The organism is Pseudomonas sp. IT-P2 (genome assembly GCF_949767575.1).
Lineage (GTDB): Bacteria > Pseudomonadota > Gammaproteobacteria > Pseudomonadales > Pseudomonadaceae > Aquipseudomonas > Aquipseudomonas pharyngis.
In genome coordinates, this window is the sequence record NZ_CATKQA010000005.1 from 1 (window position 1) to 13,070 (window position 13,070).

At 61.0% G+C, this 13,070-nt stretch carries 12 protein-coding genes; 6 read left to right on the forward strand and 6 right to left on the reverse strand.

Annotation, left to right across the window (positions count from 1 at the left end; genetic code table 11):
• Positions 1 to 99: 99 nt before the first annotated feature.
• The 3 genes from ACM6JM_RS03645 to ACM6JM_RS03655 are packed head-to-tail and all read left to right on the forward strand — an operon-like array spanning position 100 to position 3,665.
• On the forward strand, positions 100 to 759 hold the full coding sequence (locus tag ACM6JM_RS03645) for a paraquat-inducible protein A (protein ID WP_414881354.1): 660 nt from the start codon (positions 100 to 102) through the stop codon (positions 757 to 759).
• Positions 746 to 1,369, forward strand: coding sequence for a paraquat-inducible protein A (locus ACM6JM_RS03650; protein ID WP_007951771.1), 624 nt, complete (start codon positions 746 to 748; stop codon positions 1,367 to 1,369). Before ACM6JM_RS03645 ends, ACM6JM_RS03650 begins: the two co-directional genes overlap by 14 nt.
• Positions 1,362 to 3,665, forward strand: coding sequence for a PqiB family protein (locus tag ACM6JM_RS03655; protein ID WP_210710072.1), 2,304 nt, complete (start codon positions 1,362 to 1,364; stop codon positions 3,663 to 3,665). The genes ACM6JM_RS03650 and ACM6JM_RS03655 overlap by 8 nt, the downstream gene beginning before the upstream one ends.
• 69 nt (positions 3,666 to 3,734) lie before the next feature.
• Here the strand turns inward: ACM6JM_RS03655 and mksF are convergent, their stop codons facing one another.
• Genes mksF through mksB form a run of 3 tightly spaced genes read right to left on the reverse strand, consistent with a single transcriptional unit; the run spans position 3,735 to position 8,543 of the window.
• Positions 3,735 to 6,575, reverse strand: a complete 2,841-nt coding sequence (gene mksF / locus ACM6JM_RS03660) for an Mks condensin complex protein MksF (protein ID WP_039766389.1) — start codon at positions 6,573 to 6,575, stop codon at positions 3,735 to 3,737.
• A complete protein-coding gene (mksE, locus tag ACM6JM_RS03665; protein WP_011335946.1) occupies positions 6,572 to 7,273 on the reverse strand; it encodes an Mks condensin complex protein MksE in 702 nt (233 codons plus the stop codon). Before mksE ends, mksF begins: the two co-directional genes overlap by 4 nt.
• Positions 7,263 to 8,543 (reverse strand): Mks condensin complex protein MksB, encoded by a 1,281-nt coding sequence (gene mksB, locus ACM6JM_RS03670; RefSeq protein WP_162803847.1) that lies wholly within the window; start codon positions 8,541 to 8,543, stop codon positions 7,263 to 7,265. The genes mksE and mksB overlap by 11 nt, the downstream gene beginning before the upstream one ends.
• A 218-nt stretch (positions 8,544 to 8,761) precedes the next feature.
• Between mksB and ACM6JM_RS03675 the strand changes: the two genes are divergently transcribed.
• Both ACM6JM_RS03675 and rimI read left to right on the forward strand, forming a co-directional pair.
• On the forward strand, positions 8,762 to 9,508 hold the full coding sequence (locus ACM6JM_RS03675) for a hypothetical protein (protein WP_039766385.1): 747 nt from the start codon (positions 8,762 to 8,764) through the stop codon (positions 9,506 to 9,508).
• On the forward strand, positions 9,501 to 9,953 hold the full coding sequence (rimI, locus tag ACM6JM_RS03680; protein WP_039766383.1) for a ribosomal protein S18-alanine N-acetyltransferase: 453 nt from the start codon (positions 9,501 to 9,503) through the stop codon (positions 9,951 to 9,953). The genes ACM6JM_RS03675 and rimI overlap by 8 nt, the downstream gene beginning before the upstream one ends.
• A gap of 15 nt (positions 9,954 to 9,968) precedes the next feature.
• Here the strand turns inward: rimI and ACM6JM_RS03685 are convergent, their stop codons facing one another.
• Entirely contained in the window at positions 9,969 to 10,373 is a 405-nt protein-coding gene (locus ACM6JM_RS03685; RefSeq protein ID WP_039766381.1) for a hypothetical protein, read from the reverse strand.
• A gap of 141 nt (positions 10,374 to 10,514) precedes the next feature.
• Between ACM6JM_RS03685 and can the strand changes: the two genes are divergently transcribed.
• Positions 10,515 to 11,159 carry a carbonate dehydratase gene (gene can, locus ACM6JM_RS03690; protein WP_007951756.1) on the forward strand — a complete coding sequence of 215 codons (645 nt, stop codon included), beginning with the start codon at positions 10,515 to 10,517 and terminating at the stop codon, positions 11,157 to 11,159.
• Positions 11,160 to 11,167: 8 nt separating this feature from the next.
• Here the strand turns inward: can and ACM6JM_RS03695 are convergent, their stop codons facing one another.
• Together ACM6JM_RS03695 and ACM6JM_RS03700 are read right to left on the reverse strand one after the other, a co-directional pair.
• Positions 11,168 to 11,695, reverse strand: coding sequence for a lysine methyltransferase (locus ACM6JM_RS03695; RefSeq protein WP_039766379.1), 528 nt, complete (start codon positions 11,693 to 11,695; stop codon positions 11,168 to 11,170).
• A gap of 177 nt (positions 11,696 to 11,872) precedes the next feature.
• Positions 11,873 to 13,045 (reverse strand): hypothetical protein, encoded by a 1,173-nt coding sequence (locus tag ACM6JM_RS03700; protein ID WP_085668212.1) that lies wholly within the window; start codon positions 13,043 to 13,045, stop codon positions 11,873 to 11,875.
• Between the last annotated feature and the right edge of the window lie 25 nt (positions 13,046 to 13,070).

A 13,070-nucleotide genomic window follows, 5' to 3' on the forward strand; every position in this document is an offset into this window, starting at 1 on the left:
CGTTGAAAAGTTTTTACTCGCGACAGCGAACAAATTTGCACAGTTATTTTCGAATCAGAACACTAGAATAGCCCCACCTTTTTCGGAGCCAGAGCCTTTATGTCAGATCCGGTTGGCGCCCAAGGGCTGTCAGAATTACCGCTGGAAGACTTGGTGGCCTGTCACGAGTGCGACCTGCTGATGCGCAAGCCAACCCTTGCTCATGGCGAAAAAGCCCTCTGTCCACGTTGCGGTTACGAACTGTATGCCCATCGCCATAATGTGGTGCAGCGTAGCCTTGCCCTGGTGATTGCGGCATTGCTGTTGTATATCCCGGCAAACTTTTTACCCATCATGCAGCTCAATATCCTCGGGCAATCCTCGCAGGATACGGTATGGAGCGGTGTGCTCGGTCTGTTCAACACTGATATGCAGGGCGTTTCGATCGTCGTGTTTCTATGCAGCATGGCTATACCGCTGCTCAAGCTGCTCTGCCAGTTGTTCGTTTTACTCACAATCCGCTTCAATATCGGCCGCAGCTATGGTCTGTTGCTCTACCGCATTTATCACCACCTCAAAGACTGGGGCATGCTTGAGGTCTACCTCATGGGCGTCCTTGTCGCGATCGTCAAACTGGCGGACATGGCGGCCATCACCGTCGGCCTCGGTCTGGCATGTTTCATCGGTTTGTTACTGGTTCAGGTCTGGCTTGAAGTGGTGATGTCGCCGCACCAGATCTGGCAGGCGTTATCAGGAGAAGATGCCCATGCGGGCGATTGATGCAGGCATTCTGATCTGTACCGAATGCCACGAACTGAACAGGCAGGATACCGACAGCGATGTGCAGACCTGCACCCGATGCGGTGCGCTGGTTCACGCCCGGCGGCCCAACAGTCTTGCGCGAACGTGGGCGCTGTTGATCACGGCCGCGATTATCTACATCCCGGCCAACGTGCTGCCGATCATGACCGTCAGCTCGCTTGGTCAGGGGGATCCGAGCACGATCATGTCCGGTGTCATCCAATTGGTGCAGCACGGCATGATTCCCATCGCCGCCGTGGTGTTCATCGCCAGTATCCTGGTGCCGACCTTCAAGCTGGTGGGCATCGCGCTGCTTCTGTTTTCCGTACAGCGCCGCCAGCCCTTGTCCGCACGTCAGCGGATCTGGATGTATCGCTTCATCGAGTTTATTGGCCGCTGGTCGATGCTCGATATTTTCGTGATCGCCATTCTGGTGGCGGTCGTCAACTTCGGCCGGCTTGCCAGTGTCGAAGCCAATCTTGGCGCCATCGCCTTCGCCAGTGTGGTGATTCTGACGATGCTCGCCGCTGTCACTTTCGATCCCCGACTGATTTGGGATAACACGGAGTCGGACGCCGACCATGACTGATTTGCCTGTAGCTAAAACCCGACCGGCTTCGAACTGGTCTGCCATCTGGGTGCTGCCCCTGATCGCTCTGATTATCGGCGGCTGGCTCGGCTGGCGTGCCTACAATGAAACCGGTATCGAGATTCAGGTGCGTTTTGAAAGCGGTGAAGGCATTCAGGCCAACAAGACCGAAGTGGTCTACAAAGGCATGCCGGTCGGCAAGGTGAAAACCCTCAAGCTCGATGATGAAGGCAACTCCAAAGGTGTCATCGCAACTATCGAGATGAACAAGGATGTCGATCAGTACCTGAAGACCAGTACCCGTTTCTGGCTGGTCAAGCCGAGCGTGACGCTGGCCGGGATCACGGGGCTGGAAACTCTGGTATCGGGTAACTACGTCGCTATCAGCCCTGGTGAAGGCGAGCCGACCCGAAAGTTCAAGGCCCTGGCCGAGGAGCCGCCGCTGTCGGACTCCAAACCCGGTTTGCACCTGACGATCAAGGCTGATCGCCTCGGTTCGCTGAACCGTGGCAGCCCGGTGTTCTACAAGCAGATCAAAGTCGGTCAGATCAAGAGTTACGTGCTGTCGGAAGACCAGAGCACGGTCGAACTGAAGGTGTTCATCGAACCGACCTACGCCAAACTGGTGCGCAAACACACACGGTTCTGGAACGCCAGCGGCATCAGCATCGACGCCAACCTGTCCGGCGTGAAAGTGCGCAGCGAATCCCTGGCCAGCATCGTCGCCGGCGGTATTGCCTTTGCCACCCCGGAGAACCGCAAGGACAGCCCGCCCACCGATCCAAGCCTGCCGTTCCGTCTCTACGAAGACTTCGATGCGGCCGCCGCCGGCATCCGCGTGAAGGTCAAACTCAGCGATTTCGAAGGCCTGCAAGCCGGGCGCACTCCGGTGATGTACAAGGGCATTCAGGTCGGTAACCTGAAAGCGCTGAAGATCGATCCGGATCTGTCCAGCGCGACCGCCGAACTGACCCTCGACCCGCTGGCCGAAGACTATCTGGTGACCGGCACGCAGTTCTGGGTGGTCAAACCATCGATCTCCCTGGCTGGCATCACCGGTCTGGAAGCGTTGGTAAAAGGTAACTACATCGCCGTACGCCCGGGCGACAAGGGTGGTGCGCCACAACGTGAATTCGAAGCCCGGCCAAAAGCGCCGCCGCTGGATCTGCGCGCACCCGGTCTGCATCTGGTGCTGTTCACCGACACCCTCGGCTCGATCGATGTCGGCAGTCCGATCCTCTACAAGCAGGTCAAGGTCGGTTCGGTGCAGAGCTATCAGTTCTCCAAGACCCGCAAACAACTGGTGATCGGCGTCCACATCGAGAAGGAATACGAAAACCTGGTCAACGCTTCGACCCGGTTCTGGAACGTCAGCGGCGTCACGCTGACCGGCGGTTTGACCGGTGGGATTCAGGTCAAGAGTGAATCGTTGCAGACCCTGATGGCCGGCGGCATCGCTTTCGAGACGCCGCAAGCCAAGGCCCCGCTACAAAAGCGCATCCCGCGCTTCCGTTTGTTCGCCAACCATGATGAAGCGAATCAGAAAGGCGCCGTCGTCACCATCAAGGTCGATCGCGCGGACGGTTTGCGCAGTGGCACCCCGGTTCGCTTCAAAGGCCTGGACGTGGGCAAGATCGAAAGTGTCGACCTGACCGATGATCTGCAATCGGTAATCCTCACCGCGCGCATCACTGAAGTGCCGGAGAAGATTGCTCGAGTCGGCAGTCAGTTCTGGGTGGTCAAACCGGAGTTGGGTCTGATCAAGACCTCGAACCTGGAGACCCTGGTCACCGGCCAGTACATCGAAGTGCAACCTGCGGCGAAGAACCTCGGCCCGCAGAAGAACTTCGTGGCCCTGGCCAATCCGCCGGAAGTCACCAAGCAAGAGGCCGGCTTGAGTCTGGTATTGAGCGCTGCCCGTCGCGGTTCGCTGAAGCCGGGTGTGCCGGTCACCTACCGCGAAATCACCGTGGGCAAAGTCACCGGTTACGAACTGGGCCAGACAGCGGATCGCGTACTGGTGCACATCCTGATCGAACCGAAATACGCGCCACTGGTGCGCAGCGGCAGTCGCTTCTGGAACACCAGCGGCGTCGGTTTCGACATCGGCCTGTTCAAAGGCGTGACCGTACGCACCGAGTCTTTGGAGACAGTGATTCAGGGCGGTATCGCCTTCGCCACGCCGGACGGCGAGCAGATGGGCAACCCCGCGCGCGCCGAACAAACCTTCCCGCTCTTCGACAAGTTCGAAGACGAGTGGCTGAACTGGGCGCCGAAAATCCCTCTCGGCAAATAATCCAGAGCCCATGAAAAAGGGCCGCGATCCAATGGATCGCGGCCCTTTTTTGTGCCCGTCAGTTACGCATCAAACCGCATCCAGCTCCGGCTCGTCGGCCTGGACATTGATGGTGGCCTTCACCACATCGTGGCGACGGATGTACTTCCAGTCCGCCTCGTCGATGTAGATACCGGCCGGGCCGCTGCCGCCTTCCAGGTCGATGGCGACACTGGCGCAGACCTGCGGCTTCACGCTCGCCAGAATCGGCACGAAGCCCAGTTGCAGGCTGGTTTCCAGCAGCGCAGCCTGGTTCTTCTCGTCGATGTCCGCCGCCTCGTCGAGGTAGTACGGCAGGCGCACGCGACCGGCCAGGTCGCGGTCCATCAAGTGCAGCAACAGGTACATGTTGGTCAGCGCCTTGATGGTCATCGTGGTGCCGTTGGACGCTGCGCCATCGATGTCGGTGTGGATAACCGGCTGGCCGTTGACCTTGGTGATCTCGAACGCCAGTTCGAACAAGTCCTTGAGACCGAGCTGGTTGTGGTTCGCCGCCACCAGCCGCGCCAGGTATTCCTTGGCCTCTTCGTTCTTGTTGTCCTGTTCCGCACTTTGGCTCAGGTCGAACACCGACAGGGTTTCGCCTTCCTCGTACTGACCGGCGCTGTGGATGATCTGGTCGATGTGCTTGAGCGCTTCCTTGTTCGGCGCCAGCACGATACGGAAGCTCTGCAGGTTGGACACCTGACGCTTGTTGATCTCGCGGTTGAACAGCGCCAGTTGGTGCTCGAGGCTGTCGTAGTCGCTGCGGATGTTGCGCAGGGTCCGTGCGATATCGGTCACGGCTGCACGACGGGCCTTGCCCAGGGTCAGGGCTTCGTCGGTACGGTGCGCGTAAGCGTTGATCAGCAGCGACAGACGACGCTCCATGTCGTCTTCACTGTCGAACTTGGCTACGCCTTTAAGGCGCACCTGCGCGTACAGCGCTTCGATCTGGCCATCGGCGCGCAGCAGGCCTTGCCAGCTGTCCTGATAGTCGTTGAGCAGCGGCAGCAGGTTGTCCATCGAATCGTCGACCGGATCCATGAACGGCGTACCGAACGGCAGATCTGCCGGCAGCAGCTGACGACGACGCAGGGCATCGTCGAGGGTGCGCTGCTTGGCTTCCATGTCGGCAATCTGCCGGCCGACCAGTTGCAGCTTGGCCGACAGCTGCTGGACGCGCTCGGTGAACGCATCGCTGGAGCGCTTGAGTTCGTCCTGCGCGGCTTCCATCTGCGCCAGTTGCTCCAGCTTGTCGCCTTCTTCGGCGCTCAGCGTCTGGGTGCGGCGGAAGTCTTCCAGCGCCTTCTGCGCATCCAGCACCTGCTGGTACAGCGCTTCGGTCTGGGTCTTGCTCGCGGCGCGGTCGGCGGCCACCGCTTGCTGGGTCTTGAGTTGCTTAAGCTCTTTTTCCAGACGCTCTTTCTGGTCGCGCAACGCGGCACGGTCGGCCAGCGCTTGCAGGGCCGGCGGCTCGATGTGCGAGATGTCGATCGACAGGCCCGGCACTTCGAAACGCTCGCCCTTGAAGCCGTCGAGGATCAGCTCGACGGATTTCACCCACTCGCCGTCCTCGTCGAGAGTGATGCCATGTTCGCCCAGCGGCAGGCTGAACAGTGCGCTGTTGAACAGGCGCATCAGGCGCTCGACGTCCTGTTGCGAGAATTCTTCCCGCAGGCGGGCGTAGCTGTTGTTGTCGGCGTGATCGAGTTGCTGCTTCACCGACTTCAGGCGTTTTTCCAGATCGCGAAGACGTTCTTCGAGATCCTCGGCACTGAACTGACGAGACTGCGCCAGCGCACCGGCCAGTTCGTCGTGAGCGTCCTTGGCCGCCAGCAGTTGCTGCTCAAGAACCTTGACGTCATCGACCAGGGCGAAGCGGTTCTTCAGAACGGACAACTCGCCGAGCCAGCGCTGGATGCCGGAGATTTCCCGTTCCAGACGCATTAGTTCCTGAGTGCCGCCACGCTGATCGTTTTGCAGATCGTCCTGCTCACGACGGTAATGCTCGGCCTGAATGGTCAGCTCTTCCTTGCGCGCCGTGGCGTAATCCGACCAGGTGCCGAGCAACGAGTCGAGCAGCGGCGACAGGCGATGCAGTTTGCCGCGCAGTACATCGCGCTGTTTCACGCCGTTGGCCAAGGCTTCGACCAGCGGGCCGGCAGCCACCAGCGAGTTGTAGTCCTGTTCCATGCGACGTACATCGCGGAAGGCTTCTTCGCACGCCGCAATGTAGTCGACGCTGCCGGAACGCAGGCTGTGTTCGAACGCATCGAGGAACAGCTGCTTGAGCTTGGCCGCGGTGATTTCGCGCATGTGCAGCAGGTTGATGAACAGCGCGCGGAAGGTCTTCAGGCTCTGCTCGCTGGTGGAGCGCAGCGGGATCAGCGTCAGATCCAGCGGGATCGACGTGTGACCGCCAACCAGCAAGCGACGCAGCTCATCAGGCTTGAGTTCGTAGGCTTTCAGGCCTTCTTTCTCAAGGTTGCTGAATAGCTCTTTCTGCCGCAGGCAAGTGTCGTTTTTCTGGTAGTGCGCCAGATCGAGCTTGCCGGCGTAGGCAAAGAACTGGTGACCGAAACCGCCGCCCGGGCCGCGACCGACCACGCCGATCACGTGCGGGCCATGAGGCAGGTTCACTTCGACGAGGATGTAGCTGGTGTCGGAGGCAAAGTAGAAGCGCCGGGACTGCTCCAGGCTGTACTTGCCGAAACTCATGTCCGACATGCGCGCCAGGATCGGGAACTGCAAGGCGTTGATCGAGGCGGATTTACCGAGGTTGTTTGCGCCGTAGACCGACAGCGGTTCTTCCAGCGGGAACAGGCCGAGGCTGTAACCGGCGGTGTTCAAAAGGGCAAAGCGGCGGATGCCGTAGCGTTCCTGGCTCATGCGTCGGACTCCTGTTCTTCGGCAATGGCGCGGGCCAGTGCGTCTTCTTCGCTCTCTTCCTCAAATTCGCTGAGATCGAGCGGGTCGTCGGTGGCGAGGAATTTCGCCTCGGCCTCTTCGTCGATCAGCACCGGTGCCGGCAGCGGCAGAACGCTGTGCACGCTGGCCGCCAGATCGCGGTCCTGCTGAACCGACAGGCAGACGTCGAGGAACCGGTGCATCGGCGGCAGGAAACGGTACACGCCGTTTTCTTCGCTGGCGAAGCCGAGCTGGGTCATGCGGCGCATGATTTTTTCTTCGAGTTCTTCGACGGTCTGCACTTCGGCCTGGATGAACAGGTCGCGGTACTTTTCCAGCAGCGATGGCAGTTCTTCACGGCCGAGGCTGCCACCGTCGAGCACGGCGATCGGGTCGCGGCCCTGATCGGCCAGATGTTCGACCAGGATGAAAGTGAACAGCGCCAGACGCTGGGCAGTCTTGTTCACCGCCGCTGCGGCCATGTCCGGGACGAAGTAGTAGAAACCACGGGTATCACAGACCAGTTCGAAACCCAGTGCCTTGAACAGCGTGCGGTACTGGTCCTGGAAGTTCGACAGTTGTGCGTACAGCTCCGGATCGCGGCGGCTGACGTGGTAACCCTTGAACAGCTCGCGGAAGATCGGCGCGAGTTGCGACAGTTCGGATAGATCAAGATGCATTGGGGATGCTCGCAGAATCCTCGGCGGCGGTGTCGCCGGCCGAGAGCAGGGCGAAGGAGCGCAGGCTGACCTGGTGCTCGTGAGTGTGGTATTCGCGGCGTTCCAGACGCTCGCGCTTGAAGCGTTTTTCCCGCGACAGGCGCGAGAACCAGTACAGCAATTCGTCGGTGGCGCCGTCCGGTTCCTGCTCCAGCAGCCAAGTCATCAGATCCGGCATCGGCAGGGACTCTTCGCAGCGGTCGACCATCTCGCGCACGGTGCGCGGTGCACGCGGAGCATCGCCAGTCTTCTGCGACTTGTGCGCCTTGGGGAAACGCGCCGGTTTCGGCTCGAAACGGGCCAGGGCGTAGACGTAGGCTTCAACCTGGCTGGCGCTGCCGAGGAAGGTGCTTTGCGGCCGGGTGAACAGCGGCATCGCGGCTTGCGGCACGGCGTCGATGCCTTTGCGGCGGATCGCGGCCAGCGCCAGCGCAGCGCCACGGGTCACGGCGTTGTGTCGGCGGGCTTCTTCACGCAGCGGCAGCAGCAGCTCGCGGGCGTGACGCAGGGTCAACTGGGCGCTGGTCTGCATTTCGAGGATGCGCGCATGGGTGCGCAGCAGCATGTCGTCATCGACCAGATGGCCGAGGCGCTGCTGTTCGCTGAGCATCTTCAGCAGCACGGTTTCGACCTTGCGCACGCCTTGCTCGAAGGCGCCGTCGGCGTTCACCAGATCGATCATCGGCTCGACATATTCGTCCCAGGTCGCCAGCACTTCGGCATAACGCTGACGCAGCGGGATCTGCCGGTCGCTGGTCTTGGCCCGTTCGGCCACGGCCACCAGCGCCTGTTCGTCGTTGTCGAGTTTCTTCAGAACGTCGCGCACGCGCATGTCGAGCAGACGCAACTGACGCGCCAGATCATTGCCGTCACGGACATCGAACGCGTCCTGGATATAACCGGCCAGACGCTCGAGGTGACGCAGATAGGCTTCGATTTCCAGGCACAGGCCCAGACGGTGTTCCCGGCGCAGGTAGGCGAGGAAGTCGTGAATCTGCGCATTGAGCTCGAAACGGTTCGGGCTCTTGGCCACGGGAACCAGAATGTCGAGGCGGATCCACACGTCGAGCAGACTGGTGATGTCCTGCGGCGTGCTGTCCAGTTGTTGGGCGGCCAGTTGCGTGCGCAGTTCGTTGAGGCTCAGGGTGCCCTGGTCGAAGTGCTCGCACAGTGGCTCCAGAAGTGCCCAGTGTTCAGCGAGGGCGCGCAAGACGCGCTTGGGTTCGATCATCGGAATGGCCGGCTGGTTGGCGATTAAAAGCCGCGATTGTACTGCATCACGAAGGATGCGATTCACTCTCGGGACGGGCTGTCGCTTTTCTTTGCGTCAAGGTATCGATCAACAGCGGGCGATCTTGAGCGAAGGGCTGTAGAATCAGCGCACTTCAGTTATCCACAAGTGGCCGACCCTTGCTAATCGAGTCCCGCCGCCGCGCCTATTTGAACGCCATGCAGGTGGTCAACTGGCTGCCGCGCACCGAATTGCCCTTTGCCGCACCGTCGCGGCCCGAGCTGCTGGACATGCCCGAGCCCGAGATTGCCGCGCCGGTGATTCCGGCAACCCCGGCCGAAGCGCCGGAGCAGCCGGCCGCGCGTCCGGTCGAGCGGCCGAAGATCGAGGTTCCGCGACCTTCGCTGGCCAGCACCCGTACGGGCGCCAAACCGGTCGAAGAAGTCGACGACACACCCGTGGTGGCCAAGCCGGCGCCGGTACCGCCACCGCGTTTCGCCCTGCAATTGCTGCGCGCCGGCCGTTGCCTGCTGCTGGTGGAGTTACCCACAGGCGAAGCCTTCCAGTCGCGCGATCCTGCTTATCTGTTGCTCAAGGACATGCTGCGTGCCGCCGGCCTGCCGGACGCGCCGCAGATTGTCGGTGAGCCGGTGCGCTGGCCATGGCTGAATCGCGGCACGATGGATCAGGGACCTGAAGCGGCCCGGGATTTCGTCCAGGGTTTCCTGTCGGTGCAGATGGAGGCGGCGCCGTGCGTCTGCCTGTGGCTGATCGGCCTGCCGGCGGTGCGCTTTGCCGGTGAGGCGGATGCCGAGGCGTTCAACCGTGAATTGCAAATCGAGGGTCTTGGCCTGGCGTGGGCCGTGCCGGGGCTGGAATTGTTGATGGAAGAGCCACAGCGCAAGGCCGCCGTGTGGCAAGCCATGCGTCGGCTGATGGCGCGCTGGAAAGAATCGAATGAGTGACGCTGTATCGTTTCGCCCGATGACCGAGGCGGATCTGGACGCTGTGTTGAAGATTGAATTCGCCGCGTACAGCCATCCATGGACTCGCGGGATTTTTCTCGACGGCCTGGGCAAGTACCAGATCTGGCTGATGTTTGAAGGCGAGCAACAGGTGGGACACGGAGTGGTGCAAATCATTCTGGACGAGGCGCATCTGCTCAATATCACGGTCAAGCCGGAAAACCAGGGGCGCGGGCTGGGGCTGACCCTGCTCGAATACCTGATGTCACGCGCCTACGCCGCCAATGCCCGGGAATGTTTCCTGGAAGTGCGCGACAGCAACACCTCGGCGTTTCGCCTGTACGAACGTTATGGCTTCAACGAGATCGGCCGGCGCCGGGATTACTACCCGGCGGTCGGCGGGCGTGAAGATGCCGTGGTCATGGCTTGCACGCTCGTCGACTGATCGCGGCAGGAGTCCTCAGCGCTTGCGATCCAGCGGATCGCGGCGCGCCAGTTCCGCTTCATCCAGCCCATTGCCGCCGCCGATGTCGTCCTCGTCGACCACGCTCAGATCCCAATCGGCCTGATTGCCTTCTCCGAGTTCCTGGGCATCCCGGGCACCGTCCTCATGGATCAGGGTTTCCGGGCTGAGGTCGTCGTCGGTGGGCTCGTGATCGGCGGTCGATGCCCCGGTCAAACCGGCTTCGCGCACGCGCTCGCGTGGCATAAGCTGCTCGCGCTCGCGTTCGGGCAGTTCATCGCCGATCTTCGCACTGGGCTCTTCGTCGTCGAAGTCCAGCTCGTGCACCGAACCCATGCGGTCTTCGTTGTCATCGATGGGCTCCGGTTGCACCGCATCATATGGACGTCGTGAATCAGTCATGGCAAATCCTCATACTGTGGGCCTTACTGAGGTGGACTCACCGGGCGCACGAGAATTCAAAGCAAATCACCCGCGATTCCTGCGTGACCCCGACGGGCGGTCGACTGTCCTACCAGCGCATCTTTCTTGAGGCCTTACAGCATGCATGACTTACAAGACCTGATTGATAACAACGAGCGTTGGGCTGACGCGATCACCAAGGAAGACCCGGATTTCTTCGCCAAGCTGGCCCGTCAGCAGACGCCTGAATATCTGTGGATCGGCTGCTCCGACGCACGGGTGCCGGCCAACGAAATCGTCGGCATGCTGCCGGGCGATCTGTTCGTTCACCGCAACGTCGCCAACGTGGTGCTGCACACCGACCTCAACTGCCTGTCGGTGATCCAGTACGCGGTGGACGTGCTCAAGGTCAAACACATCCTGGTGACCGGGCACTACGGCTGCGGCGGCGTGCGGGCTTCGATGCAGGATCGCCAGTTCGGCCTGATCGATGGCTGGCTGCGTTCGATCCGCGACCTGTACTACGAAAAACGCGAAGAACTGGCCAAGCTGCCGACCGAAGAAGAACAGGTCGACCGTCTGTGCGAACTCAACGTGATCCAGCAAGTGGCTAACGTCGCCCACACCAGCATCATCCAGAACGCCTGGCATCGCGGGCAGAGCCTGTCGATCCACGGCTGCATCTACGGCATCAAGGATGGTCGCTGGAAAAGTCTGAACACCACGATCAGCGGTTTCGAGCAATTGCCGCCGCAGTACCGTTTGCGTCCGGTCGGCGCGCCTTGATCGGTCGTTCAGCGTAAACCTTGCCGACGCCGCCAGTTCAGCAAATAGCGCTGGCCTTCACGATTGGGTGTTTCGTCGTAACCGGTGATCCACCCACGGCAGTTCGAGGACCCGCAACCACAGGCAAACTGCCGCAGCAGTTTGTCTTCGGTGGCGGTGTAATCGATGGTCAGCCTTTCACCCTCCACAATATCGCGCAGGGCCCACACCCATAACTCGCTCATGTCGAGAAAGGTGTTCGGGTCGCAGCAATGCTCGAATGCGCCACAAAAACGCGGGTCGTACAGATGGATGCCGGCCAGCAGTTGCCTTGTCTGCCGGCAGCGATAGGGCAGCAGTTGGCCCGAAAACCGGCATATTCGAGTGATACGCAGAAATTCTCGGCACGCTACCACAGCGATGGCCAAGCCCTCGGGATCGTGAACAATCTCGAAATCCTGCTTCGACGGAAATCCCAGGCGGACGGGGAGTCCGGCAAAAGGATAAATGCCCTCTGTATCGCGTGCCGGTTTACCCGATAATGCGTAAGTGTTCATAACGCTCCCTGTTGGCTCGGTGTCGCGACATCCCTCGGCTGACGTCCTGTCAGTCCTGCAACACAGTGATTGGATCCAAGATCTCCTAAATGATACTGGCGGTCTACTGTCAGATCTGACAGGCGAGATAGACGCTTTCCCGAGTCAGCCAAGGCTGACACGGGAAACGTTGGCGGTTTAGAGCGCGGGGGCCGGTGCGGAGGTGGTCGGCAGCGGACTATTGAGTTGTTGCAGCTGAGTCTTGATCGGCGCAGTGGCGCACTTGGCCGTGGCCTGTTCTGGGCTCAGGTTGCGGATCGAGGTGTAGAACAGTTCGCAGGTCTTGACCTTCTGCGTCACTTGCCAGGTCTGCGTGCAGCTGTTGAGCAGTGTTTTCGGGTCGGTACCCGGTTTGCTGCCCATCCCGGCCTGCCAGCAGGCGGCGCTCAAGTCCTGCCCCATCACCTTCAGACCCGCGGCATCGGCCTTGGCCTGGGCATCGTCGCCGGTGTAGCTCTCGGGATCGGCGGCATACCAGATGTAGCTCGGGTGGTTGGAGCCCAGCACCGGCACATTCACCCCCGCGCTCGGGCTGATGCTCGCCAGGCCCAGCACATTCACGGTTGCACCATATTGCTGCTTGAGCCAGTTGCGCACCGGCGCACCGAAGGCAACCATCGGCAGCGCGGCACCGCTGGCGTTCTGGCTGACCTGCTTGACCATCGTGGTCTGGTAATCCTTGAAGTAGTCGTACACGCCTTCCAGATCCTTGCCGGCGCTGGCGGGCGCGGCGATCGGGGCAATGTCGACGATGGTCTGGTAGGCCGGCGTCTGCTCGGCGGGGATGCCATTGTCGGTCAGCAGCGCTGCCCAGCGGTCGGTGGTGTTCGAGCGCAGGTAATCCTGGGCCTGGGTCAGTGAGTAATCCGGCGGGAAGTGCAGCAGCTCGACACTCTTGCGGTTTTCCAGGGCCATGCCCAGTGGCAGGAACAGGTACCAGCTGTACGCCCATTTGCCGTCGGCGTTGAGCTTGCTGGCGCCGGTGTAGGCCAGATCGCCGGCGTCCAGCAGCGCGGTCAGCGGTTTGTCGTAGCCCTGTGGTACACCGCTGATTTCGGCATAGAGCTGATCGTTGTCGTTTTTCACCAGCACCTTGGCGTTGGTGTAGCCGTCACGCTGCACGCTCTGGCTCAGGTAATGGGCGACGGTCTGCTCCAGCGTCCAGTTGCGAAAGCAGATCACGCTGCAATTGTTGGGGTAGGCGAAGAGGCGGGTGACGCGTTCGGTGCTGCCCAGTTTCAGGTCGACATCGGCGTGGGCCGCAGCGCTCAGCGTGAGCGCCGCGAGGGTGAGGCCTGCAAGTTTCAACATGCTCAGATCCTTTTCAGCGAGGGTA